At 70.5% G+C, this 25957-nt stretch carries 18 protein-coding genes; 10 read left to right on the plus strand and 8 right to left on the minus strand.

The features are described 5' to 3' along the window. Positions 1 to 57: 57 nt before the first annotated feature. Together ACFZBP_RS21150 and ACFZBP_RS21155 are read right to left on the minus strand one after the other, a co-directional pair. Complete coding sequence (locus ACFZBP_RS21150; protein WP_391415059.1) at positions 58 to 2121, minus strand: non-reducing end alpha-L-arabinofuranosidase family hydrolase; 2064 nt, start codon at positions 2119 to 2121, stop codon at positions 58 to 60. A gap of 107 nt (positions 2122 to 2228) precedes the next feature. Beyond that, complete coding sequence (locus ACFZBP_RS21155; RefSeq protein ID WP_391415061.1) at positions 2229 to 3878, minus strand: family 43 glycosylhydrolase; 1650 nt, start codon at positions 3876 to 3878, stop codon at positions 2229 to 2231. Between the two features lie 484 nt (positions 3879 to 4362). Between ACFZBP_RS21155 and ACFZBP_RS21160 the strand changes: the two genes are divergently transcribed. Together ACFZBP_RS21160 and ACFZBP_RS21165 are read left to right on the plus strand one after the other, a co-directional pair. Next, positions 4363 to 6009, plus strand: coding sequence for a glycoside hydrolase family 27 protein (locus tag ACFZBP_RS21160; protein ID WP_383460829.1), 1647 nt, complete (start codon positions 4363 to 4365; stop codon positions 6007 to 6009). 58 nt (positions 6010 to 6067) lie between these two features. After that, positions 6068 to 7498 carry a family 43 glycosylhydrolase gene (locus tag ACFZBP_RS21165; RefSeq protein ID WP_391415064.1) on the plus strand — a complete coding sequence of 477 codons (1431 nt, stop codon included), beginning with the start codon at positions 6068 to 6070 and terminating at the stop codon, positions 7496 to 7498. Between the two features lie 157 nt (positions 7499 to 7655). Here ACFZBP_RS21165 and ACFZBP_RS21170 read toward each other — a convergent pair whose 3' ends face one another. From ACFZBP_RS21170 to ACFZBP_RS21180, 3 genes are read right to left on the minus strand one after another with little or no spacing between them, the layout of a single operon-like run. After that, complete coding sequence (locus ACFZBP_RS21170; protein WP_391415067.1) at positions 7656 to 9167, minus strand: family 43 glycosylhydrolase; 1512 nt, start codon at positions 9165 to 9167, stop codon at positions 7656 to 7658. 41 nt (positions 9168 to 9208) lie between these two features. Then, complete coding sequence (locus ACFZBP_RS21175) at positions 9209 to 11341, minus strand: alpha-galactosidase (RefSeq protein WP_391415069.1); 2133 nt, start codon at positions 11339 to 11341, stop codon at positions 9209 to 9211. A gap of 16 nt (positions 11342 to 11357) precedes the next feature. Then, positions 11358 to 12077 (minus strand): beta-galactosidase, encoded by a 720-nt coding sequence (locus ACFZBP_RS21180; protein ID WP_391415135.1) that lies wholly within the window; start codon positions 12075 to 12077, stop codon positions 11358 to 11360. Positions 12078 to 12333: 256 nt separating this feature from the next. Here ACFZBP_RS21180 and ACFZBP_RS21185 point away from each other — a divergent pair, with 256 nt between their 5' ends. Beyond that, entirely contained in the window at positions 12334 to 12672 is a 339-nt protein-coding gene (locus tag ACFZBP_RS21185; RefSeq protein ID WP_391415071.1) for a hypothetical protein, read from the plus strand. A 37-nt stretch (positions 12673 to 12709) separates the two neighbouring features. Here ACFZBP_RS21185 and ACFZBP_RS21190 read toward each other — a convergent pair whose 3' ends face one another. Continuing rightward, positions 12710 to 14335 carry a PucR family transcriptional regulator ligand-binding domain-containing protein gene (locus tag ACFZBP_RS21190; RefSeq protein ID WP_391415072.1) on the minus strand — a complete coding sequence of 542 codons (1626 nt, stop codon included), beginning with the start codon at positions 14333 to 14335 and terminating at the stop codon, positions 12710 to 12712. Positions 14336 to 14580: 245 nt separating this feature from the next. Between ACFZBP_RS21190 and ACFZBP_RS21195 the strand changes: the two genes are divergently transcribed. The 4 genes from ACFZBP_RS21195 (at position 14581) to ACFZBP_RS21210 (ending at position 20764) form a co-directional block, all read left to right on the plus strand. Further along, positions 14581 to 15849 carry an aminotransferase class III-fold pyridoxal phosphate-dependent enzyme gene (locus ACFZBP_RS21195; RefSeq protein ID WP_391415074.1) on the plus strand — a complete coding sequence of 423 codons (1269 nt, stop codon included), beginning with the start codon at positions 14581 to 14583 and terminating at the stop codon, positions 15847 to 15849. Beyond that, on the plus strand, positions 15846 to 18749 hold the full coding sequence (locus tag ACFZBP_RS21200) for an FAD-linked oxidase C-terminal domain-containing protein (RefSeq protein WP_391415077.1): 2904 nt from the start codon (positions 15846 to 15848) through the stop codon (positions 18747 to 18749). Before ACFZBP_RS21195 ends, ACFZBP_RS21200 begins: the two co-directional genes overlap by 4 nt. Then, complete coding sequence (locus ACFZBP_RS21205; protein WP_391415079.1) at positions 18746 to 20185, plus strand: aldehyde dehydrogenase family protein; 1440 nt, start codon at positions 18746 to 18748, stop codon at positions 20183 to 20185. Before ACFZBP_RS21200 ends, ACFZBP_RS21205 begins: the two co-directional genes overlap by 4 nt. A 225-nt stretch (positions 20186 to 20410) precedes the next feature. Continuing rightward, complete coding sequence (locus ACFZBP_RS21210; protein ID WP_383460854.1) at positions 20411 to 20764, plus strand: cupin domain-containing protein; 354 nt, start codon at positions 20411 to 20413, stop codon at positions 20762 to 20764. Between the two features lie 14 nt (positions 20765 to 20778). On the opposite strand, the gene ACFZBP_RS21215 is transcribed toward ACFZBP_RS21210, so the two are convergent. Then, entirely contained in the window at positions 20779 to 21522 is a 744-nt protein-coding gene (locus ACFZBP_RS21215; protein WP_383460877.1) for an IclR family transcriptional regulator, read from the minus strand. Positions 21523 to 21888: 366 nt separating this feature from the next. Next, positions 21889 to 22635: an IclR family transcriptional regulator gene (locus ACFZBP_RS21220; RefSeq protein ID WP_383460880.1), complete on the minus strand. Its 747-nt coding sequence runs from the start codon at positions 22633 to 22635 to the stop codon at positions 21889 to 21891. A gap of 284 nt (positions 22636 to 22919) precedes the next feature. Between ACFZBP_RS21220 and solA the strand changes: the two genes are divergently transcribed. The 3 genes from solA to ACFZBP_RS21235 all read left to right on the plus strand — a co-directional run. Beyond that, on the plus strand, positions 22920 to 24059 hold the full coding sequence (gene solA, locus ACFZBP_RS21225; RefSeq protein WP_391415081.1) for an N-methyl-L-tryptophan oxidase: 1140 nt from the start codon (positions 22920 to 22922) through the stop codon (positions 24057 to 24059). A 2-nt stretch (positions 24060 to 24061) separates the two neighbouring features. After that, entirely contained in the window at positions 24062 to 25123 is a 1062-nt protein-coding gene (locus ACFZBP_RS21230) for a succinylglutamate desuccinylase/aspartoacylase family protein (RefSeq protein ID WP_391415083.1), read from the plus strand. 76 nt (positions 25124 to 25199) lie between these two features. Next, positions 25200 to 25957: extracellular solute-binding protein (locus tag ACFZBP_RS21235; RefSeq protein WP_391415085.1), on the plus strand; the 758-nt coding region annotated here is incomplete at its 3' end.

A 25957-nucleotide genomic window follows, 5' to 3' on the forward strand; every position in this document is an offset into this window, starting at 1 on the left:
GTCGGCGGTGAGGATGGGGAGCGCTGCCATCGGAAGCGCTCCCCACGGCAGGGCCGGTCAGCAGGTCGAGTTGGTCTGGGTCAGGAGGCCGAGCCGCCACGGGAGGAGGTTGTAGTCTCCGCCCGCGTTGGGGTTCATGCCCTGGTAGACGTACTGGAGCCGGCATGCGGGAATGGTCAGCGTCTGGTCGTAGCCGGCACGGATCATCTCGCCGTGACTGATGTCCCGGGTCCAGGCGCCCGACGGGAAGGAGACATTGCTCGCCCGTGCGAACGGGTTGCTCTCGGACGCGGCCAAGGGGGTCCAGGAGCCGGCGAGACTGCCCGAGGTCCAGGACCGGAAGTAGCGCCGGCCGTCCGATCCGATGGCTTCGACGAGCAGCAGATACTGATTACTGCCCTGCACCTTGTACACGTTGCTCGCTTCGAACAAGGCGTACTTGGAGTCCTGGGCCGCGATGACGGTGTTGGTGAAGCCGTTCGGGAACTGGCCCACGGTGGTCTGCGAGCGGTACAGGTGTCCGTTGTCGTCGGAGGAGAACAGGTAGCAGTTGGCGCTGTCGCAGATCACCCACATGTCGACCCAGTGACCGTTGCCGATGTTCTGACGGATGATGTCGGGCATCGACGAGTAGAAGTTGCGCGGCGCGCTCCACCCGTTCGGGTTGCTGATGTCGGGGTTGGTGGAGAACGAGGCATTGCCGGTCTGGTACACGAGGTACCACAGGCGTTGCGGCGCGTAGTAGAAGACCTGCGGTGCGGCTCGGTACCCGCGGCCGATGGCGCTGCGGTCCAGGTAGTGGTGCGTGGCCGAGCCGGCCTGGGACCAGTCACTGAAGTTCAGGTACACGAGGTTGTAGCCGGAGGAGCTGGCGACGCTCGCGAACACGTGGTACTTGCCGTTGTACTGCACGACCGTCGGGTCCTTGATCCCGGCGATGTTGTGGGTGGCGTCCGACTTCGGCGAGATCAGCTGGCCGCTGGAAGTCCACGAGTAACGGCTGGGCAGAGCAGCGGCGTTGGTGGTGCCGCGCGGGCCGGCGGGCGTGCCGCTGGTGGTGGCGGGCGTCGTGGTGGGCGTGCCGCTGGTGGTGGCGGGCGTGCCGCCCAGCGTCGTCAGCACCGCGTTGTACGCAGACTTCTTGTTGCCGCTGCGGTCGAACAGCAGCGGGTTCTCCGAGGCCCGCCAGGAGTCGCTGTCGCGGATTCCCCAGACCGTGATGCCGCTGCAACGGGCGACGTTCATGCAGGCCCTGACCGTGTTGGCGTACGCGGTCGGCGACGCCTGTGCGATGTCCAGTTCGGTGATCTGGACATCCACGCCGAGGGCGGCGAAGTTCGACAGCGTGGTCGGGAAACTGGCGGGCGGGCCGCCGGCGCCGAAGTGGGCCTGGAGGCCGACGCAGTCGATGGGTACGCCGCGCGCCTTGAAGTCGCGGACCAGGCGGTAGACACCCTGGGTCTTGGCGTCGCTCCAGTTCTCGATGTTGTAGTCGTTGTAGCAGAGCTTGGCCGCCGGGTCGGCGGAGCGCGCGGTGCGGAACGCCTGCTCCAGGAATCCGTTGCCCAGCACGTCCCGGAAGACCGAGCCGCGGAGCTGGCCGCTGGGGCCGTCGGCGAAGGCCTCGTTGACCACGTCCCAGGAGTGGATCCGGCCCTTGTAGCGGTTCATCACCGTGGTGATGTGGTTGTTCATCACGCCGCGCAGGGTGTTCGCGTCCCTGATGGAGCTGACCCAGCCGGGCAGTTGGGAGTGCCAGACCAGGGTGTGGCCCCGCAGGCGCTGACCGCGGGCCTGCGCGCGGTTCGCGATCTGGTCGGCCGGGCCGAAGTTGAACGAGCCGCGGGAGGGCTCGGTCGTGTCCCACTTCATCTCGTTCTCGGGCGTGACCGAGTTGAACTCACGGTCCAGGATGCCGGTGTACGTGCCGTCGCCGAGCCGGCCCGCGGCCACGGCCGTTCCGAAGTACCGTCCGGACTGGGCCGCCTGGGCGCCCAGCGTGGAGGCCTTCACGGCGTCGGGCGCGCCGGTCGCGGTCCCGGGTGTCACCAGGAGAGTCGCGGCCAGCAGGCCTAGGACCGAGGCCCGGCGACAGCCGAGCCGTTTCTTCAGCGGGTTCATGGTTCTCCTCGTGGAGTGGGTGGGGGGTGTGGTTGCGGTCGGCGGACCTCCTCAGGCGTGGTGCGGTCGGTGGGCTCCACAGGTCGGAGTGCGACCGGTGGTCCGCTTCAGGGCGTGGACAGCTCGAAGCGCGTGACGCGGACCGCGCCGCCCAGCGCCCGCGTGGCGTGGTTGAAGAGGGCGAACCGGTAGCCCATGAAGAACCGCCAGTCGTTGCCCAGGGAGAAGGCGGGGCCGAGGCGGGTGAAGGTGGTGCCGTCGGTGCTGTAGGAGAAGGTGCCGAGGCGTCCGGTGCCGGGGCGGATGTCCGCGGTCGCGCGCAACCAGACGCGGCTGCCCGAGAGGGCCGCGCTCGCGGCCTCTCCGCCGGTGCCGGTCGTGTTCCAATTGCCGTCCATGGTCAGCCCGTTGACCATCACCACCCGTGACACTCCGCCGTCGCGCTTGACGCCGATCCAGGCGGAGGAGTCGCGCAGCAGCGCGAGTCCGGCGCGGTCGCCGTCCCGCATCGCGGAGTGGTCGAGCTGGACCGTGGCGGTGGAGGTGGGGCCCTGGATGCGGTGCGTCAAGGTGTTGCGGGCCCAGTAGAGGTCGTTGGTGACGGTCGCGGTCCGCAGGGTCAGCCCGTTGCCGGCCGACCACTTGGTGTTGTCCGGGTTGTGGTTCCACTCCCATCGCGGTTTCAGGGCGGGCCCGTCGAAGGTGTCGACGCCGGTCATGGGAGTCACCGGGCGAGGCGGAGGTGGCACGGCCGGGCTGGGATACGAGGTGCCCCATGCGCCGTCGACGAGCTGCACGACCGGCCAGCCGTCCGAGGTCCAGGTGACGGGTGCCAGGGCGGGCATCCGGCCGCCGGGGTAGGCGTCGACGAAGGCCATGTAGTACCAGGCGCCGTTCTGCGTCTGTACCAGCCCGCCCTGGTGCGGGACACCACCGCCGGGGATCGGTCCGCGCAGGTCGAGGAGGACCTGTCGCATCGTGTACGGACCGAAGGGGCCGCTCGACGACTTGAGGATGTACTGGCCGTTGGCGGGGCGGGTCAGGAAGATGTAGTACTGCCCGTTGATCTTGTAGAAGCGGGCGCCCTCGAGGGTGCCGACACTCGACGGTGTGGTGAACACCTGCTGTGTGCGCACCTGGTTACGGCCGTCGGGTGAAAGCTGGGCCACGCTGATGGTGGTGTTGCCGTACGCCACGTACAGGGTGTCGTCGCTGTCGACGAGCAGCCCCGCGTCGTAGTACGGAGTGCTGATCGTCGTCAGCCTGCTCCACGGCCCCTCGGCTGCGGTGGCGGTGTAGACGTACGTCCGGGCGAAGTCGATCTGGCCGAGCCAGTAGAAGGTCCTGTTGCTCGGACGGTAGGCCAGTGACGACGCCCAGATCCCTCTGACGTAGCCACGGGCACCGTTCAGGTCGTACTTGCCGCCGAAGTCGAGCACGGGCACCGAGTGACCGGCTATCTCCCAGTTCACCAGGTCGTACGAGCGCAGCACGGGTGCGCCCGGCGAGTAGTGCATCGTCGAGGCCGAGGCGTAGAAGGCGTCACCGACGCGGATGACGTCGATGTCCGCGAAGTCCTGCCAGATCACCGGGTTGATGTACTGCGCGTCGGCGGTGTGGACCGGCGACCGCGCGGGAGCGGAGGCGGCGGTGGGGGCGGGGCCCGCCAGAGCCAGGAAGGCGCCGGTGACCAGGCCGCCGCCGGCGGTCAGTGCCCGGCGGCGATCCAAGTGTTGATGAGGGCATGACATATCCATGTGTCGTTCTCTCTGCGAGGGAGCGCTGTGGGGGTGGGTCGAGCCTGCTCGTTCGAGAGCGTGAACGCCGACTGGGAGTCGAGCATCCAGGATGCTAGGAGGCTGGTACATCCCGTCAATGCTTCTCGCAGGATTCGTTGAGATCATCGAAATGTTTCGATTTCGGAGTGGCCTCAAGATCGGCGGAGAGTCTGTCTGACGGGCCATCGGAGATGGTCGACCACGGTGCCGATGGTGAGCTGACTGGCCATACGGTGTTGACATGTCCAGGACTCCCTCTAGCATCCGTGGAGAAATTACGATCCGAAAGTCGACCGAAATTTCGAACGCACGGGCAAGTGTCGAATACGCGCCATGGCTCAGTCCTCCCCATCGGTCATCCGCTGTCTGTCACGGCCTGTCGACGAACGCGTCAAGCGCCGAGCCGCTCGCGGGGCGCCTTCGGTGGGCAGGTCCGCGGCGCCCTCCCCGAAAGGAGCCCACGGTGCCCCGACCCTCAGGCAGACGACTGCTGCGTGTCTTCGCGGCCACCGCGCTGGCGGTCGCCGCGTCCCTCACGGCCTCCGCCCACTCCACCGCTTCGGCCGCCCCTGGCAGCCCCGCACCCACCCCACCCCTGGGCTGGAACAGCTGGAACAGCTTCGGCTGCGGGATCACCGAGACGCAGGTGCGCCAGGCCGCCGACGCGATGGTGTCCTCCGGTATGCGGGACGCCGGCTACCGGTACGTCGTCGTCGACGACTGCTGGTTCGACCCGCAGCGCGACGCGGCGGGCAACCTGCGGGCCAACCCGACGAAGTTCCCCAGCGGCATGAAGGCGCTCGGGGACTACCTCCACGGCAAGGGCCTGAAGTTCGGCATCTACCAGGCGCCCAACGAGAAGACCTGCGCGCAGGGCGTGGGCACCTACCCCGGCTCCACCGGCAGCAAGGGCCACGAGGTCCAGGACGCAAACATGTTCGCCTCATGGGGCGTGGACTACCTCAAGTACGACTGGTGCTCCGGCAGCGGCACCCTCGCCGAGCAGGTCGCGCGGTTTACCCTGATGCGCGACGCCCTGCGTGCCACCGGGCGCCCGATCGTCTACAGCATCAACCCCAACAGCTTCCACGCCCCCACCGGCGACAAGCACAACTGGGGCGAGGTCGCCGACCTGTGGCGGACGACCGAGGACCTGCTCGACATCTGGCAGAACAGCAACACCAACAGCTACCCGATGGGCGTCGGCAACGTCCTGGACGTCACCGCGCCACTGGCCGCGCAGTCGGGCCCGGGACACTGGAACGACCCCGACATGCTCGTCGTCGGACGTCCCGGCCTGTCACTGACCGAGTCCCGCTCCCACTTCGCCCTGTGGGCTCTCATGGCCGCCCCGCTCATGGCCGGCAACGACATCCGCACCATGTCCGCCGACGTCAGTGCCATCCTGCGCAACCCGCGTCTGCTGGCCGTGAACCAGGACTCGCTGGGCGCGGGCGGACGTCGGGTACGCGACGACGGCGACACCGAGGTGTTCGCCAAGCCCCTGTCCGACGGTTCGGTCGCCGTGGGCCTGTTCAACCGGGGAGGCAGCGCCACCACCATCACCACCACTGCCGCCGAAGCCGGCCTCTCCGGCGGGCCGTTCACCCTCACCGACCTGTGGACCGGCGGGACGTCCAGCACCTCCGGGCAGATCTCGGCGAGCGTCCCCGCGCACGGAGTGGCCGCGTTCCGCCTGACCGGTGGCAGCCCGCTGCCGGCCACCACCTCCCGGCTGCGCGGCAACGCCTCCGGACGCTGCCTGGACGTCGACAACGCCTCCACCGCGGCCGGGGCCACGGTACTGATCTGGGACTGTCACACGGCCGCCAACCAGCTGTGGACCACATGGGCGGGCGGCGAGATCAGAGTCTTCGGCGACAAGTGCCTGGACGCCTACAACCAGGGCACCGCCAACGGCACCCGGGTCATCACCTGGCCCTGCAACGGCCAGAACAACCAGAAGTGGACCATGCAGGCCGACGGGTCGATCCGCAACGTCCACGCCGGCCTGTGCCTGGACGTCAACGGATCCGGCACCGCGAGCGGAACCCCGCTGGTCCTGTGGACCTGCAACGGTCAGGCCGGGCAGAAGTGGAGCCGCACGTGAGGGACGTCGCGCACCGGTCAACAGCTCAGCCGCCAGCCCGCGTTCACCGGAGGTCTTGATGAGCACGGCTCGACCGTCACGCACCACCGGCACGAGGCTCACCCGGGCAGCCGCCTGGGTGCTGGGCCTCCTGCTGGCGTTCGCCGTCGTTCCCGCCGCGGTACAGCCCACCGCGGCCCGAGCCGACAACCCCATCGTGCAGCACGTCTACACCGCCGACCCGGCCCCGTTGGTCCACAACGGACGGGTCTACCTCTACACCGGGCACGACGAGGACGGCTCCACCTACTTCACCATGAAGGACTGGCGGGTGTGGTCCTCCGCCGACATGGTCAACTGGACCGACCACGGCTCCCCGCTATGCCTGGCCACCTTCAGCTGGGCGTCCGCCGACGCGTGGGCGGGACAGGCCGTGCAGCGCAACGGCCGGTTCTACTGGTACGTACCCGTGAAGAACCGGGCGACCGGCCGGATGGCCATCGGCGTGGCGGTGGCGGACAGCCCCACCGGCCCGTTCCGGGACGCCCTCGGCCGTCCCCTGTTGGAGAACGGCGAGATCGACCCGACCGTCTTCATCGACGACGACGGCCAGGCCTATCTGTACTGGGGCAACCCGAATCTGTGGTACGTCAGGCTGAACGCCGACATGACCTCCTACTCGGGCAGTCCCACCAGGATCCCGCTCACCACCGCGGGGTTCGGCACCCGCGTCGGTGACCCCAACCGTCCCACGCTCTACGAGGAGGGCCCCTGGGTCTACAAGCGGAACGGCCTGTACTACATGGTGTTCGCGGCCAAGTGCTGCTCGGAATTCATCGCCTACTCCACGGCGCCCGGCCCGACCGGGCCCTGGACCTACCGCGGGACCGTCATGCCCACACAGGGCAGCAGCTTCACCAACCACCCCGGAATCGTGGACTTCAAGGGCAGTTCGTATTTCTTCTACCACAACGGCGCACTTCCGGGCGGCGGTGGCTACACCCGCTCGGTCGCGGTGGAGAGGTTCTCCTACAACGCCGACGGCACGATCCCGACCATCACCATGACGAACACCGGCGCACCCCAGGCCGGCACGCTCAACCCGTACGTACGCCAGGAGGCCGAGACGCTCGCCTGGGGATCCGGGATCGAGACCGAACCGGCCGGCGAAGGCGGAATGAACGTCGGCTGGATCGAGAACGGCGACCACATCAAGGTCAAGGGCGTGGCCTTCGGACAAGGCGCGTCCTCCTTCACCGCGCGGGTGGCCTCGGGCAGCGGCGGTGGCACCGTCGAACTGCGTCTGGGTTCGCCGAGCGGGACGGTCGTGGGCCGGTGCGGTGTGCCGAACACCGGGGGCTGGCAGGCCTGGACGACGGTGACCTGCCCGGTAGGCGGCGCGGCCGGAACGCAGGACCTCTATCTGCGGTTCACCGGCGGCAGCGGCTACCTGCTCAACATGAACTGGTGGCAGTTCACCCCCGGCACCACCCTGACGGCACCACGCTGACCTGCGGCGCCGCACGTCCCCCAGGGTGACGCGGCGCCGCCTGCGCTGTCGCGGGGAGTTGACGGATCGCCGCGGCACGGCGTGCGTCCGACCCTCACCTGCACCACCTCGCCACTGACTGTCACAACTGGCGGTGTGGCAGGAGGGAGTGCACCGGTCAGCTGTCCAGGGGCTCGTAGTCGAACCAGTCGAAGTGGACAGTGCCCTCAGCCGCGTACATGCCGATGACGCGGCCGGTGAAGCCGCCGGCGACCTCGGTCGACAGGTAGCGGCCGTCGAGAGCCGCGAGCTCGGTGAACATGCCGTCGGGTTGTTCGATGCCGAGGGAGACGGTGTCCGGGCCGGTGCACGGTCCGAGCGGAGGCTGCGGATCCGTGATCGTGACGCCGAGGACCAGTGGCCCGGTGGGCACGGAGAGTTCGGCCACGACCGTGCGCAGGGAGCCGACGCGCGCGATCACCCGTACGTCGGTCCCGGACGCCTCGATCGCGTAGTGGTGCCGCTCGTCCAGCCGGACGGCGAGGCCGCCGCGCCCCTGCCCCGGGTCGACCAGGGTGCGTGCCCGGCAGGTGAGGTGCTGCTGGCGGCGGCCGGTGAACACCACGTCGGGCTCGTCCAGGGACCCGCCCCGCGCGCGGAGCGTCAGCCATCCGGGGCGCTCCTTGGTGGTGCAGAGCTCGGCGGGGCGGTCCCGTACGGAGATCCAGGTCGCCCCGAGTTCGCTGAGCTCGAAGTCGTCGTGCCGTTCCTCAGCGGGAGCGGGGGAGAGGGGCCAGGGGAGCGCGGGTAGGTCCAAGGTGACTTCCCCGACGACCGGCCAACCGTCCTCCCAGGTCACGGGAGCCAGGAAGGTCTCCCGGCCGAGCGCGTGCCAGCCGGGTGTGCCGCCGCGCGGGCGTACGCCGAGGAAAACCATCCACCAGGAGCCGTCGGGCGCCTGGACCAGGTCCGCGTGCCCGGTGTTCTGCACGGGGTGGTCGGTGCCGCGGTGGGTGAGGATCGGGTTGGCCGGGCATGGCTCGAACGGGCCGGTCGGCGTGAGGCCACGGGCGACGGACACGCCGTGCCCGCGTTCGGTGCCGCCCTCGGCGATGAGCAGGTACCAGTAGTCGCCGACCCGGTACAGGTGCGGCGCCTCCGGGGCCTTCGCGCCGGGGCCGCCGGACCAGACCTCGTGCGGTGTGCCGTGCGTCTCGCCGGTGGCAGGGTCGAGGCGGACCTGCGACACCCCCGCCACCGTGCACCAGCACCTGCCGTCCTCGTCCCACGCCAGGTCGGGATCGATGCCGGGCACGCCGGGCGCCCAGATCGGATCCGACCATGGTCCGGCCGGGTCGGTGGCCGTGACGATCAGGTTGCCGCCGCCCTCGCTGCAGTTGGTGACGATCAGCCAGAAGCGGCCGTCGTGGTGGCGCAGGGTGGGGGCGTAGATCCCGCCGGAGGACGGCATGGAGGTGGGCAGACGCAACTGCTCCGGTCGGTCCAGGACGTTGCCGATCTGCCGCCAGTGCACCAGGTCACGGCTGTGGAAAAGGGGTACGCCTGGGAAGTACTCGAAGCTGGAGCAGGCGAGGTAGTAGTCGTCGCCGACCCGGCAGATGCTCGGGTCGGGGTGGAACCCGGGGAGCACGGGATTGGCGGCGCGGGCGGGTTGGTTCTGAGCGGGCACTCTTGGGCGTCCTTTCGTCGGGTGGGCGGCAGGGACGGCGCTCAGGAAGCGTCCGGCTCTGTGCGGGTGATGCGGAACAGCGCCGCGGAGGGCGCGGTGGGCAGGGTCACGGTGAGGTCGGCCGTGTCCGGGTCCCAGACGGCGACGGCCTGGTGTGCTGCGGGGTACAGCACCTCGATGTCGGCCGCACCGCCCGCCCGTTCGGGCAGTTGGAGGGTGGTGACCTCGCTGCCCGAGCGGCGCCATACGGTGAGGTAGGTGGTGGCGGGGGTGTGCAGGGCGAGAGCGATCCAGGGGTCGTCCCAACCGGGAAGGCCAAGTGGCCAGGAGGGCACGGCCCGTGGCAGGTCCGCGCGGATGGACTTGTACACGCTTACCGCCTCGTGGACCAGGGCGCGGGCCTCGGGCCCCAGCTCCGACAGGTGGCCGGAGAGGTGGATGCGGCCCAGGAGTCCGCTCGCCATGGTGAAGGCGACCTCGTCGAGGGAGTCCTCCGGCTGCGGGTAGGCCCAGACGGCGCCTTGCTCGGGAGTGACAGCGGTGGGTGCGGAGGCCGCGATGGGCGCGTACAGGTGGAGGTTCTGCTGGTCGCTGGTGGACTGCAGCTGCAGTCGCGACAGCAGGGCGTGGTCCCAGCGCATGCCGCCCGAGGAGCAGTTCTCCAGCACCAGGTGCGCGTAGCGGTCGAGGATGCCGTCGAGCCAGTCGAGATGCGCCCGGTTGTGGCCGAGCAGGCCGGCGCCGGGACTCTCGCCGGGGTGGGCGCTGGTGCCGGAACCGGGGTCGATGTTGTGGTCGAGCTTGAGATAGCCGACGCCCCACTCGCCGACCAGGCGGTCCACGACCCGGTCCAGGTGGGACCGGGCGGCGGGGTGGCGCAGGTCCAGGTGGTACCGGCCGACTTCCGAGACGCGGGCGCCGTCGCGGCGGAAGAACGCCTCGTCGGGCAGGGTCTCGGCCATCGGGCTGTCGACGCCGACGACTTCCGGCTCCAGCCACAGCCCGGGGACCATGCCGCGCTCCCGGATACGGTCCAGCACCTCGTGGATCCCTTTCTCGCCGGGGAAGCGGGAGGTGGCCGGTTCCCAGGCGCCGACGGTGGTCCACCAGCCGCCGTCATCGTCGTCGTACCAGCCGGCGTCGATGACGAAGTACTCGGCGCCGGCCTCGGCGGCCTCGTCGATCAAGGGCAGGAGCTTGTCGGTGGTGGGGTCGCCCATCAGGCAGTTCATGTAGTCGTTGAAGATGACCGGCAGCCCTCGGTGGTCGGAATGCGGGCGGCGCTGAGCGCGGCGGTAGCGGGTCAGTGCGGCGAACGCCTCATCGGGGCCGCCGTCGGCGCTGAAGGACAGCGCGGCCGGTACGGTGCGGAAGGCGGCGCCGGGTTCCAGGGGGTGCCGCCAGCCGTGGTGGGTGTCGGTGGGCCCGAACAGCGCCGCGTAGGCCGCCCGGTCGTGCTCTTGGCACTCCCAGCGCCAGCCTCCGCCGTTGTGCTCGATCTGCCACACCCAACTGCGGCCGGTGTGCCGGTCCGTCAGGCCGCCCATGGGCAGGTGTCCGCAACTCGACCAGGTGCCCTGGCCGTTCAGGGCGAAGCCGGCCTTGCCATGCCCGTACTGCACGCGTCCGCTGACGCCTGGCGTGGTCCGGCGCAGAGGCTGGCGCTGCCAGCGGCACTCGGCGAGCCAGTCGTTGTCCGCCCACAGCAGGTCGGTGGCGTCGACGGCCGCCGGGTCCTGCGGGGTGAGGCAGCCCACCGTGAGCGAGCTGACCGACTCCAGGTGCAGCGTGGTCTGCCCTTCGTTGCGCAGGGTGACCTCGCTGCGGAGCACGGGGATGCCGTCCCGCGACCGGTAGGCCACCTCCGCGACCAGCCCGGTTTCCGGGTCGTGGAGATGCACGGTCAGGGTGTGCCAGTCACCGTCGCGGGCCGCGCGGTGGGCCCGATGGCGCAGCCGCCCACCGAGAGCGGTCCCGATCAGACGGCTGCCCGACCAGCCGCGGCCGTGACCCGCGGCTGTCACCTCCACCAGCGGCAGGGACGCACCGGTGTCGCTGCCCGCTTCGCCGGGCAGTCCGAGGTGTGTCAGACGGGCGCTGCCGTCGTCGCCGAGGACGAAGTCGAGTCGCAGGGCCTCGTGACCCCAGCTGAAGCTCCGCTGTTCATTGTCCATGGTGTCCTTCTCCAGGTCAGTGACCGCGCAGGACCGCGCAGCCGCCGGGCGGGAGTTCGTGGGCGGTTGTGCCGGTGAGCAGGGCATGGGCGGGATCCGGCAGAGGCGCGGCGTCCGCGGTGTGGTTGATCAGGACGTGCCAGCGGCGGCCGTCGGCTGCGTGCCGGGTGACGGCTTCGGCACCGGCCGGCAGGCCCGGCGGCTCCGGCTCGACGCCGCCGTCCTTCGGGAGCCGTCCGACCAGGGCGCCGTAGTCGGAGTCGTCGAGGCGGGTGGAGAGATACCAGCCCTGTCCGCTGCCGAAGCGGTGCCGGGTCAGTGCCGGGCTGCCCGTGAGCAGGTCGTGGGTGCCGTGCTCCATCAGCAGCCACGGGCGGCCGCCGGCCAGGGAGCGGGAGCGGTCGGCGTAGTGGGCCACATGTGCGGCGCCGTCGAGGCCGTTCGCGTCCGGGTACTGGTCGCAGCCGACGACGTCGAGTTCGCGGGCGAACGCCCACCCGTCGAGCCGCAGACAGTAGGGCAGCATCAGGTTCGTCGTCACCGGACGGTCGCTGTGCTCGCGGATCGCGTCGCGCTGCTCGCAGTAGGCGGCGATGATCTCGTCGCCCCAGAAGCGCGCTGCCGTGGACCAGGCGGATGCCGTCGGCCATGATCGCCAGCGCCTCTGGGTGGGCGATGGTGAACCAGGGCGGCGGTCAGCCGGCCGATCATGTGGTCGGTCGGCTGACCGGCTCAGTTCCCGCCTCGGGCCGGACCCGAAGGTGAGCGTGGGCCACGAGGGCGAGCCAAGGTCCTGCTGCGCCGCCGCGCCTACGAAGCTCTGGCGGTTCGACTCCGTGCGTCATGGAACAGCCCTTCTTTCCGATGTGTCGAAGCGCTTCACTAGATGGGGAAGTTAACGGACAGGTTTCGTGCGAAACAAGAGACTCGGCATGAAGAAAGTCACTCCATCCTTGTTAGTTGACGGACTGTGGGCGGAAAGGGCGGCGTCGATGCGCTTCGACAACCTGCCTCTCAACCGACATCCGGTGCGGCGCACCCCACGACCGCCCGCTATGCGGCCGAGGTGCCGACATCCGCGCGCCGACGACCAGCACCTGGTCTCCGCCCTGAGGGTGCACGCCTTCACCGGCGGCGCGCGGCCCACGGTCGTGATGCCGCGCACGGACCGCCCCGGTGGGACGGCCCGCCTCGCCGTCCACCGAGGGAGCCTGCTCCGCGTCACGACCGCCAGCCAGCACCCATGGCGACTGCGGATCGGCGGCCCCGACGGCACCGTGCACACCCATACCGCGAGGCGGGCGACGACCGACGTGCGCCACGAGGACTGAGTGTTCCTGCCATCAGCCCCCGCCCCGGGATTCCGCGTCAGTCGGCTCGCAACACGTCGAGTGCCGTGAGTGCCACATGGAGCTCGGTGCGCTGGTCGCCCGATTCGAGGTCACGGGCGAGGAGACGCTCGATGGTGCGCAGCCGCTGGTACATCGTCTCGCGGGAGAGGCCGCCCCGGCGCGCGGCGGTCGTCTTGTTGCCGGCCGCGTCGAGGTAGTGGCGCAGGGTCGTCAGCAGGTCGGTGCCGTGCTGGGTGTCGTGGTCGATGAGGCGCCGGAGCTGCCGTTCGGTGTACTCCTGGATCCGGGCGTCCTCACGGAGCGCGTACAGCAGGCGGCGCAGACCGATGTCGGACAGTTCGTGGAAGGAACGGTCCGGAGGGAGGGGCTGACCGGACGGGGTGGCCTCGGCGACGCGGGCCGCTGCACGGAACGAGCGGGCGGTGTCGGTGAGGTCCGTGACCTCGGAGCCGACACTCACGACGGCTTCCGGGGCCAGGCCCAGTACCGTGCCGGACAGGCGCTCGACGATGGGACGCCAGGGCTGGGAGGTGCGCAGAGCCAGCAGGATGCCGAGGCGGTCGGGGGCCAGTTCGCCGACGAGGGCCGGGACGCCTGCCGTTCTCAGCTCCTGCAGCAGACGGGACTCGGTCTCGGCTCTTCGCTTCTCTGCGCGCAGGTCCACCAGGGCGGCGACGAAATGGCTTCGATCAGTCGGCAGGCCCAGTGCGGCGCAGCGGGCGCGGGCGTCCTGCGCGGAGCGGTGGCGCTGTTCCACGAGGTCGAGAAGGGCGTTCCGGTGTGCGGTGCGTTCCCATGGGGTGGGGTGGATCAGGCGCGCGACGGTCAGTGCCATCGCGGTCCTCTCCAGCAGGGTGATGTCCTCCGGCCCGAACGTCGGTCCGGCGGTGCGCGCCGGGAGCATGGCCACGCGACCCCAGCGCTCGCCCTGGTACTCGACGGAGGCCGTGAGCCAGCCTTCCGGGCCGCGGATCGCCGTGTTGTCGCCGGGCCCGGTCGCCCTGGAGCGCTGTTCCCAGTCGGCGAGTGCCTCCTCGACGGTGAGCCCGGACGGTTCGCAGATCAGGGCCTGGTGCACCAGGTTCTCCAGGACGACCGTGCGGCCGCACATCTCCGCCGCCGCGCGCACCACGTCCTCCGGGCCGGCGCCGCGCAGGGTCAGGGCGGTGAACGCCTCGTGGATGCGCTGGGCGCGGCGCATCGCGTCCGCCTGGTTGCCGAGCAGCAGGGTGTGCACGACCTGGGTGACCTCCAGGAAGTTGACGTCCTTGGCGAGGGTGACGAGGGGGAGGCCGCGCTGGCGGCAGGCGTCGACGAGCGCGTCCGGCGGTCGGTGATAGCGGCGTACGAGTTCGATGACCAGCGCCGCGGCCCCGATGCCGGCGAGTTCGTCGACGTACCGGCGCACACCGGCCGCGTCCTCCGGAAGCGGCATGCCGGTCGTGAGGACGAGTTCGCCGCCCTTGAGGAAGGACGCGGGGTCGGTCAGTTCCGTGATGTGGACCCACCTGACCGGCCGGTCCAGGTCGGCCACACCGGTGACGACCTGGGGGCGTCCCGCGGCCAGGACCGGAAGGGCCAGGACGTCGGCCACGGTGAGCGCACGGGCGGGCCCGTGGTCGGCCGGGTGGTTGTCGTTCACATGTCTCCATGGGGTCCCTGCCGAGCACGGCCCAGCGCCCGGGAGTGCCCGGCCACTGTGACAAGCGTCGCTGACCAGCGCAAGTGCGGTCCGTGAGCGAAGAGCACCCGGCATGCCTTCGAGGAGGCTGACACATCGTCCGGATGTCGCGGCCCGGCCGGACAGATCGCAGGTTGGCGCACCCCCCGACCGCGGAGATGCTCAGGAGACCGCAGCAGACCGAACACCGAGGCCGGGAGACGAACATGACCGCACTGTCGCCGCACCTTCGCCAGGCCACGCCCGTGGTGGCGGCCCGAGGCGAGGGCGTCCACCTCTTCGACCAGGACGGCCGCCGCTACCTCGACTTCACCGCCGGCATCGGCGTCACCAGCACCGGCCACTGCCACCCCAAGGTCGTCGCGGCGGCCCAGGAGCAGGTGGGCTCGCTGATCCACGGCCAGTACACGACGGTCATGCACGAGCCGCTGCGCCACCTCGTCGAAAAGCTCGGTGAGGTGCTGCCCGCTGGCCTGGACAGCCTGTTCTTCACCAATTCCGGCAGCGAGGCCGTCGAGGCCGCGCTGCGCCTGGCCCGCCAGGCCACCGGTCGGCCGAACGTCATCGTCTGCCACGGCGGCTTCCACGGTCGTACGGTCGCAGCCGCCGCCATGACGACCTCCGGCACCCGTTTCCGCTCCGGTTTCTCCCCGCTGATGAGCGGCGTGGTCGTCACTCCCTTCCCGGCCGCCTACCGGTACGGCTGGGACGAGGAGACCGCCACCCGCTTCGCCCTCAAGGAGCTCGACTACACACTCCAGACGATCTCCTCGCCCGCCGACACGGCCGCGATCATCGTCGAGCCGGTGCTCGGTGAGGGCGGTTACGTGCCCGCCAACCGCGCCTTCATGGAAGGCCTGCGCGAGCGCGCGGACCGGCACGGCTTCCTCCTCATCCACGACGAGGTGCAGACCGGCGTCGGTCGCACCGGCCGCTTCTGGGGCCACGACCACTTCGGCGTGACACCCGACATCCTCGTCACCGCCAAGGGCCTGGCCAGCGGCTTCCCGCTGTCCGGCATCGCCGCCTCCGAGGAGCTCATGACCAAGGCGTGGCCCGGCTCGCAGGGCGGGACGTACGGCGCCAACGCCGTCGCCTGCGCCGCGGCCTGCGCCACCCTCGACGTCGTACGCGACGAGAAGCTCGTCGAGAACGCCGAGGCGATGGGCGAGCGGCTGCGCCAGGGCCTGGAGGCGGTGGCCGACCGGACGCCGGGCATCGGAGACGTGCGCGGCCTCGGCCTCATGCTCGCCACCGAGTTCGTCACCGAGGACGGCAGCCCCGACCCCGAGACCGCGGCCCGTGTCCAGCGCGCCGCCGTCGACCAGGGCCTGCTCCTGCTGCTGTGCGGCGCCTGGAACCAGGTCGTCCGCATGATCCCGGCACTCGTCATCGACGAGACCGCGGTGGACGAGGGCCTGCAGGCGTGGGCGACCGCGGTCGAGGTCGGCACATCGGGAGCGGCACGGCGATGACGGACATCACCACGGCCCTGGAGCCGCTGGTCGCGCGGCTCGGCGAGACCGCTCCCGGCCTGCGGGTGGAGACCGGCCCCGGCTCCACGGGTCTCTACGCCTACGACGCCTCCAACTACCGGGTCCCGCCGAGGGCCGTGGTGTTTCCCCGCAGCGCCGACGACGTCGTCGCGGTGCTGCGGGCCTGCCGTGAGACAGGCATTCCGGTCACCGCGCGCGGCGGCGGCACCAGCATGGCGGGAAACGCCGTCGGACCTGGCGTCGTGCTGGACTTCTCCCGGTACCTGAACCGGATCCTGGACATCGACCCGGTGACCCGCACCGCGCGCGTCGAGGCCGGAGTGATCCTGGACGCGCTGCGGTCCGCGGCCGCCCTGCACGGGCTCACCTTCGGCCCCGACCCCTCCTCGCACAGCCGCTGCACCATCGGCGGCATGATCGGCAACGACGCGTGCGGCAACCGATCCGTGCGGCACGGGCGCACCAGCGGCCACATCGAGGCGCTGGAGATCGTGACGGCCGACGGCGTGCGGGCCGTCGCCGACCGCACCGGACTGCGCGCCGTCGACCCGGACGACACGGAAGCCGTCCGGCGTGTCGCCGCTTTGGAAGCAGACGTGCGCCGCCTGATCGACGGCAACCTGGCGTCGATCCGCACCGAGCTGGGCCGGGTACCGCGCCAGGTCTCCGGCTACCAGCTGCACCACCTGCTGCCCGAGCACGGCTTCGACATGGCCCGCGCACTGGTGGGCACCGAGGGCTCCTGTGCGGTCGTCACCGCAGCGACGGTCCGCCTCGTGGCGACCGCACAGGCTTCCACCCTGCTCACCCTCGGCTACGACGACGTGGTCGACGCCGCCGAGGACGTCCCCGAGATCCTGCGCCGGAACCCCACCGCCGTGGAGGGCATGGACGAGGCGATCGTCGCCACCATGCGCGCCCGGCGCGGCCCGGACTCCGTCACCGGCCTCCCCGAGGGGCGTGCCTGGCTGTACGTCGAGCTCGACGGTGACGACCAGGCGGCCGTCGACGCCCGCGCCGCCGAACTGCTGGACGTGCTCAAGGCGCAGGGCCGGATGACCGGTGGGCGGGTCGTGCACAGTCCGGCCGAGCGGCGCTCGCTGTGGCGGGTCCGCGAGGACGGGGCAGGGCTCGCCGCCCGCCTGGTCGACGGCGGGGAGTCCTGGCCGGGCTGGGAGGACGCCGCCGTCGCGCCCGAGAACCTGGCCGCCTATCTGCGCGACTTCCGCAAGCTGCTGGCCGCGCACGGTCTCACCGGTGTGCTGTACGGGCACTTCGGAGCGGGCTGCGTCCATGTGCGCATCGACTTCGACCTCGCCACGGACACAGGGCGGGCCGCCACCCGCCGGTTCCTGACGGAGGCCGCCGCCCTGGTCGTCGAGCACGGCGGAAGCCTGTCCGGCGAGCACGGCGACGGACGGGCCCGGGGCGAGCTGCTGGAGGTCATGTACAGCCACCGGCTGATCCGGGCATTCGCCGGCTTCAAGGAGATCTTCGACCCCGAAGGGCTGCTCAACCCGGGCGTCATCGTGGCCCCGGCCTCCCTCGACGCCGACCTGGCACTGCACACGCCCGCCGAGGTGCTGCCCGTCGAGACGCTGTTCTCCTTCCCCCACGACGAGGACGGTTTCGCGGGAGCGGTACGCCGCTGTGTCGGGGTCGGCCGCTGCCGCAGCGACGCCGGCGGAGTGATGTGCCCCAGCTACCGGGCCACGGGGGAGGAGAACGACTCGACGCGGGGCCGGGCCCGTCTGCTCCAGGAAATGGTGCGGGGCGGAACCGTCCAGGACGGCTGGCACTCCACGGAGGTGCGTGACGCCCTCGACCTGTGTCTGTCCTGCAAGGCCTGTTCCAGCGACTGTCCGGTCGGCGTCGACATGGCCACGTACAAGGCGGAGTTCCTGCACCAGCACTACAAAGGCAGAGTCAGACCCCGCTCCCACTACTCCCTGGGCTGGCTGCCCCTGACGTCCAAGCTCGTCGGATACGTGGCCCGCCCGGTGAACGCGCTGCTGCGCGGCCCCGTCGGGAAGCTGCTCGCGCGCCTCGGCGGCGTGACCACCAAGCGCCGGATCCCGGCCTTCGCCTCCCGCCGCGCGGTGCGCCGGGCCCTGCGCGCGTCGCGGACCGGCGAACCGACGAAGACGCTGCTCTTCGTGGACAGCTTCACCCGCGCCTTCCGCCCCGAGGTGGCCGGGGCCGCGAGCCGCGTACTCGCCGACGCCGGCATCCCCTGCACGGCCGAGGACGATCTGTGCTGCGGCCTGACCTGGGTGAGTACCGGACAGCTGTCCCTCGCGCGCCGCATCATGGCCCGCACCGTCGCCCGCCTGGACAACGGCGACGAACGGCCCATCGTCGTGGCCGAACCCAGCTGCGCCGCGGCGCTCAAGCGTGACGTGCCCGAACTCCTCGGCACCGACGCCGCCCGGCGCGTCGCGGCCCGCGTCCACACCCTCACCGGAGCCCTCACCGACCTCGCCGCGCCCGGCTGGACGCCCCCGGAGCTGCCGGACAACGTCGTGCTGCAGACCCACTGCCACGAGTACGCCACCTTCAAGGGCCGCCACCCCCGCGACCTGCTCGGCCGCCTCGGCGTGCGCAAGGTCGACGAGGCCGAGGGCTGCTGCGGACTCGCCGGCAACTTCGGGTTCGAGGAGCAGCACTACGACACCTCGATGGCAGTCGCCGACCTCGCCCTCAAGCCCCGCCTCGACGACATCGACCCGGGCGCACCGGCCGTCGTCGTGGCCGACGGCTTCAGCTGTGCCACCCAGATCGACCACCTCGCCGCAGACCGGGGCATCCGTGCCCTGCACCTCGCGGAACTGCTCGACCCCGCCGCCGACCGACCCGGACAACCAGGAGAGAACTCATGACCGACACACCCACACAGTTGTTCATCGGTGGCGCCTGGGTGGATGCCGCGGACGGTGCCACCATGCCCGTCGACGACCCCGCCACCGGCGAGGTCCTCTGCCACGTGGCCGACGCGGGCGCGAAGGACGCCAAGTTTGCCGAGGAAGCGGCCGTGCAGGCGCAGGAGGAGTGGGCGCGTACGGCACCCCGGGTGCGCAGCGAGATCCTGCGCCGCGCCTACGAGATCATCATCGAGCGTACCGACGAGCTCGCCCATCTGATGACGTCCGAGATGGGCAAGCCGCTCGCCGAGGCCAGGGGCGAGGTGGCGTACGCGGCCGAGTTCTTCCGCTGGTTCTCCGAGGAGGCCGTGCGCATCGACGGCGGCCTCGCCACCTTGCCGGACGGCCGCAACCGCATGCTGCTCTCCCGCCGCCCGGTCGGCCCCTGCCTGCTGATCACCCCGTGGAACTTCCCGCTGGCCATGGGCACCCGCAAGATCGGCCCGGCGGTCGCCGCGGGCTGCACCATGGTGCTCAAGCCCGCCCCGCAGACCCCTCTGTCCAGCCTTGCCCTCGCCGCGATCCTCAAGGAGGCCGGGCTGCCGGACGGCGTGCTCAACGTCGTCACCACCTCCCGTGCGGGGGAGGTGTGCGAACCGCTCCTGCGCGGCGGGCGGATTCGCAAGCTTTCCTTCACCGGCTCCACGGCCGTCGGACAGCTGCTCCTCGCCCAGAGCGCGGAGGCGGTCGTACGAACCTCGATGGAGCTGGGCGGGAACGCGCCGTTCATCGTCTTCGAGGACGCCGACCTGGACAAGGCCGTCGACGGCGCGATGGTCGCCAAGATGCGCAACATGGGCGAGGCGTGCACGGCCGCCAACCGCTTCTTCGTGCACCGCTCGGTGGCGGAGGAGTTCGGGCGGCGCCTGGCCGAGCGCATGGGCTCGCTGATCGTAGGCCCGGGCACCCGGGACGGCGTCGATGTCGGCCCGCTGATCGACAGGACGGGGCGCGCCAAGGTGGCGGATCTGGTCGCCGACGCGGTGGAGCGCGGGGCGCAGGTGCTCGTCGGAGGCCGTACCCCCGAAGGCCCCGGCTGCTTCTACCCGCCGACCGTGCTGGCCGACGTCGATCCCGGCAGTCGGCTGATGGAAACGGAGATCTTCGGCCCGGTCGCCGCGATCCTCACCTTCGACGACGAGGACGAGGTGATCCACCGGGCCAACGACACCCCTTGGGGCCTGGTCGGCTACGTCTTCACCGAGGGCCTCGACCGTGCCCTGCGGGTGAGCGAGCGGCTGGAGGTGGGCATGGTGGGGCTGAACACGGGTCTGGTGTCCAACCCGGCGGCACCCTTCGGCGGCGTCAAGCAGTCGGGGCTGGGCCGCGAGGGCGGCCGGGTCGGGATCGACGAGTTCCTGGAGTACCAGTACCTCGCGGTGCCCGTGAGCTGACGGCGGTCATGCCCTGACCGCGCCGCAGCGCGCACCGTGACGGGCCTCACCCGTGCCCGGTCCTCCACGCCACCGGGCGCGGGTGCACGGCCCGTGATCTCTCCTCGGCGACGGCCTCGGCAACCTGCGAGTCCGGCAGCCTCTCCTGCCCGGGCCCGGGGATCGACGCGGGCCGCGGCCGTCAATTTCTCGACTCCGGGACTCGCACCCAGGAAAGGAAACACCATGTCGTTCCTGAAGACCATCGACAGCAATCCCTCCGTCGCGCCGCACAAGTCCGGCCCGCTCCCGGAACGTCTGGTATCCGGCGACCCGGCGTTCATGACCTGGCCCCAGGACATCGCCCGCGGGGAGATGATCCATACGGGAGTCTGGGAAGCGACGCCCGGCGAGACGCGCTCGATCAAGGGTGAGACCTTCGAGTTCTGCCATATCCTCGCCGGCGTCGTCGAACTGACGCCGGACGGGGGTGAGCCGGTGGTCTACAAGGCGGGCGACAGCTTTGTCATGAAGCCGGGTTTCGTCGGTGTCTGGAAGACCATCGAAACCGTGCGCAAGATCTACGTGATCGTGAAGTGATGCCGCAGCCGTCGTCAGGCCAGGTGCCGGGCGGTGATCTCCGCCGCCGTCTCGGCGACCAGCCGGCCCAGCTCGGGCAGTCGGCCGGACTCGAAGCGGGAGTCGGGCATGGAGACGGCCACGGCGGCCAGCGGTGTGTCCTCACCGTCGAGCACGGGTGCCGCGATCGCGCAGACACCCTGCAGGTACTGGTTGTGGTTGACGGCGTAGCCACGCTCTCGAACGCGGTGGAGCTCCGCCCGCAGTCGCCCCGGCTCGGTGATGGTCTCCTCGCCGTAACCCTCCAGCCCGCCCGCGGTGACCTCGTCTATCTCGGACTTCCCCAGATGGGCGAGGACGGCGTTCCCGGCGGCGGTGGCGTGCAGGGGCGAGGTGTCGCCGATGGCGTGGAAGGTGCGTACGGCGTGGTCGCAATCGACGCGGTCGACGACGACCATGCCCTGCAGGGCGTCCGGCACCGACAGGTGGATGGTCTCGTTCAGCTCGTCGCGGAGCCGGATCATGGGTTCACGGGCGGCGGCGAACAGGCTGGAGCCCTGTAGGGCGGCGGGTCGTACGGCCAGGACGCGGGCGCCGATCTCCCAGCGGGTGGTGTCCTTGCGGTTCGCCCGCAGCCAGCCCGCCTCTTTGAGGGTGACGAGGGTGCGCTGCACGGTCGACTTCGGCAGGCTGAAAATCCTCGTCAACTCCCCGACAGTCACGGGCTGATGTCGGGCGACCGCCTCCAGAACCCGCAGCGACCTGGTGACGCTCTTCATTTCCATTCGATGCCCCCTCAGACCTGTGGATTCCCGGTTCTCATTTCGTGACTCCAGAACGGAGTCTCGATCGCGATTCGTGCCGGACTCTAGCATAGCGTTCCACAATGCGGCATGACGCTGAAGTTCGGCTGATCGGCGGACCGGCCTTGAGGTGCGCCGGGAGTCCCGATTCCCCGCGGCAACGGACAGCGGTGGTGCCTTGACCAGGCCTGCCGTGCCGCGTGGTGCGGCCGCCCCGCGTCCGGCCTCCCCCCGGCGGGGCGCGGGGCGGTGGCTGCCGTGACACAAGACTGAGGGCCGGCTCGCGCGCTGACGCGTGCGAGCCGGCCCTCGGTCGACGGCTTGCGGGTCGTCGTCCGCCGGTCAGGCGCCCAGGCGGCGCTGTGAGATCTCCGCGGCCGTGTCCGCGACGAGGCGGCCCCACTTGGGCGCCCGTTCCTCGTCATAGCGTGCCTCGGGCATGGAGACGGCCACGGCTGCCAGTGGGGTGCCGTCCTCGTCGAGCACGGCGGCGGCGACGGCGCAGACGCCCGGCCGGAACTGGTTGCGGTTGACCGCGTAGCCGTCGGTGCGGATGCGGTCCAGCTCGGCGCGCAGGTCGTCCGGTTCATCGGGAGTCGTGTCGCTGAATCGCTCCAGCCCGGCAGCGATGAGGTCCTCGACGTCCCGCCTCGGCAGGTGCGCGAGAACGGCGCGCCCGACGGCTGTGGCGTGCAGAGGTGAGGTGTCGCCGATCGTGTGGAAGGTCCGTACCGGATGGTCGCAATCGACGCGGTCCACCACGACCATGCACTGCAGGGCGTCGGGCACCGACAGGTGGATGGTCTCGTGCACCGCGTCCCGAAGGCGAACCATGGGTTCACGGGCGGCGGCGAACAGGCTGGAGCCCTGTAGGGCGGCGGGTCGTACGGCCAGGACGCGGGCGCCGATCTCCCAGCGGGTGGTGTCCTTGCGGTTCGCCCGCAGCCAGCCGGCTTCCGCCAGTGTGACCAGGGTGCGCTGCACGGTGGACTTCGGCAGTCCGAAGAGCTTCGTCAACTCCCCCACGGTCACGGGCTGATGCTGGGCGACCGCCTCCAGGACGCGCAGCGACCTGGTGACGCTCTTCATTTCCATCCGGTTTCCCCCTGTTAATCCTCGTAATTTCTGCTGGACACCCTCTTGACTCCCCTCGGAATCCACTGTCATTCTCTGTGCCAGATTCTAGCACAGCATTCCACAATGTGGCACGGCCCTTGGTGGAGACCCCCCCGAAGTGAGCCGGACTGCGAGACGCGGCGGTTGCGAGCCTCAGGTCCACAACGAGGACCTGGCTCCCGCCCAAACCATCTCGAATCGAACAGCCTCACGTCGAAGGCCCAGCATGCGCCTCGGCGATACGAAAGGAAAGTCCTGTGTCAGCTGCCAGGAAGCGCGTCGCGGTGGTCGGCGTCGGAACGATGGGCAGCCAGGCCGCCTGGCGGCTGGCGGCCCGCGGCGCCGAAGTCGTCGGATACGACCGCTACGCACCCGGCCACGACCGTAGCGCCGCCGGCGGCGAGTCCCGGATCTTCCGCAGCGCGCACTTCGAGGACTCCCGCTACGTCCCGCTCCTCAAGCACGCCGACGCTCTCTGGGAGCAGCTCCAGCAGGAGACCGGACGCGAGCTGCGCCGCCTGACCGGGTGCCTCCTCATGGGGCCGACCGATCACCAGCAGATGGCCACCGTCCTTCAGTCCATCGCCGAGCATGACCTCGACCACGAGGTGCTGGACGCCGAGACGCTCGACAAGCGCTTCCCGCAGTACCGCATAGAGGACGGCGACGCGGCCGTACTCGACCGCCGCGCCGGCTTCATCCGCCCGGAGCTGACGATCCAGACCGCCGCCCGCCGCGCCGAGCAACTGGGCGCCGTGATCCACCGCTACACCACGGTCCGCGAGATAGTGCCCGTCGCGGGCGGTGTGGAGATCCGCACCGACTCCGGCAGCGAGCGCTTCGACACCGCCGTCGTCACGCCCGGCCCCTGGGTCAACGACCTCCTGCCCGACCTGCCGTGGGAGGTGGAAGTCCGCCGCCTTGTCAGCGCCTGGTACGTGCCCACCGCCCCCGAAGCCTGGTTCGGCGAGGAGCGTCCGGCGTTCATCCGTACGGCACCCACCCACTGCTACGGCCTGCCCTCCCCGGACGGCATCTCGGTCAAGCTCGGACTGTCCCGCGCGCTGCACCGGCTCGCCGACGACCCCAACCAGCTGGACCGCACCGTGCGGCCGGACGAACTGGAGGTCTTCTCCGAGCTGATCGGGCGCTACCTGCCCGATCTGCACCCGGACCCGACTCGCCTGTCCGTCTTCATGGAGGGCTACACGGAGAGCAGCCGCCCCCTGGTCGGCCCGCTGCCCGGCGCCGAGAACGTCATCCTCCTCGCCGGATTCTCCGGTCACGGCTTCAAACTCTCGCCCGCCTTCGGCGACATCGCCGCGGACCTCGCGCTGGACGGCGCCTCGCCCCAGCCCATCGACTTCCTGTCCACCATCGGCCGTACGGAGGCATGACCATGAACGACACCACGCTCTCCGTCGGCACCCTGGTCGCCGAGCCGGGCGCCAAGGCCCGCGGCACCGTCCGCGCCGACCTCGGCACCCTCACCGCGGACATCCCGCTGACCCTCGTCAACGGGGCCCGCCCCGGCCCCCGGGTCGTCATCACCGCGGGTGTGCACGGCGGTGAGTTCCCGCCCATCGACGCCGCCGTGCGACTGGCGGACGGGCTGGACCCCGGTGAGGTGCACGGACAGGTGATCATCTGTCCGGTTGCCAACCCGCCTGCGGTGTACCAGGGCCGGCTCAACATCTCCCCGGTCGACGGCGTGAACCTCAACCGCGTCTTCCCCGGCGACCCGGCCGGCGGCCCCACCGAGCGGCTGGCCGCCTGGCTCTTCGCGAACCTGGTCGACGGCGCCGACGTCTACATCGACCTGCACTGCGGGGGCATCGACCAGGTCCTGCGGGACTTCGTCGGCTACCGGGTCACCGGTGACCCGGACCTGGACAAGGCGACGGCCGAACTGGCAGGCTCCTTCGGCATCGAGGACGTCATCATCGGGCTGACGCCCGAGGGTGGCAACAGCCACGCGGCCGCCGCCCGCAGGGGCGTCTCGGCGGTCCTCGTCGAGGTGGGCCAGCTCGGCCAGCGGGACGAGGCCACCGCCCTCCGCCGTGTCGACGGCCTGCTGAAGGCACTGCGCCACCTGGGCGTCCTCGACCAGGACGGCTCCACCCCGGCACCGATCCGCGAATGGGTCTGGTCCGGCGGCGCCACCGCCGAGGCCACCGGCCTGTGGTACCCGGAGTTCTCCTTCGACGCCGACATCATCGGCGAAGTCACCGAAGGCGACCTCCTCGGCCGCATCATCGACCCCGTCGACGGCCGCGAACACACCGTCCACGCCCCGGCCGACGGACGGATCATCTACGGCATGCACGGCCTCACCGTCGCCCCCGGCAAGGAACTGGCCGCCCTGGCCGTCCCGTGGGACCCCGACACGGCAGCGCGGGCCGACACTCTCCGGCCTCCCGGCCTGGGAGCCGGATCCGACGAGGTGGATCCCCGCCCCTAGACCTCTATTTCAGCCGCCCCCCTTCCCACGTCCCCAGCCGCCCCTTCTCACGGCCAGTACCACCAGGAGGCACCAAATGAAAGATGCCCGAATAGACCGCAGACTGTTCCTGCGAGGAATAGGCGGGGTCACTGCGGGTGTCGCCGCTGCGACCACCCTCTCTGCCTGTGGTACCGGCACCAGCCGGTCCGGCGCCGGTAGCGGTGGCAAGGGCGGGAAGACGGTGGTCGTCCGTGACAGTGGCGGTTCCTATGGTGCGGCTCTGCAGAAGGCGATCTACACGCCGTTCACGCAGGAGACCGGCATCCAGGTGAAGGTGCTGAACCTGGACGACGCTCCGCTGCTGGCCCAGATCAAGCAGGGCCGGCCGCAGTGCGACCTGATCAACAACTCGATGATGTCGCACACCAAGTACGTCCAGCAGGATGCGCTGGAGAGGCTGGATCTGGACCGGGTCAAGAGCGTGAAGAGCGCGAAGATCCCCGAGGCCCAGGTCACGGACCACGCGATCGGCAGCAGCTTCTACGGCGCCTGTATGGCGTATCGCACGGATGCTTTCGGGGGTAGGAAGCCGCAGTCGTGGGCTGACTTCTTCGACACGAGTGCCTTCCAGGGCGGGCGTTCGATGTGCAACCCGGACGGTGACCTGCCGGAGCTGGAGTTCGCGCTGCTGGCGGACGGCGTCCCCGCGGACAAGCTGTATCCGCTGGATGTGGACCGCGCGTTCGAGGTGCTGACGCGGCTGCGGGGCGACATCAAGAAGTTCTGGGACAGCGGCCCGCTGCCCGGCGTTCTGCTGAGCCGCCAGGAGGTGACGATGTCCACCGTCTGGGA

Origin of the sequence: Streptomyces sp. NPDC008086, from assembly GCF_042957325.1 — a bacterium.
Taxonomy (GTDB): domain Bacteria; phylum Actinomycetota; class Actinomycetes; order Streptomycetales; family Streptomycetaceae; genus Streptomyces.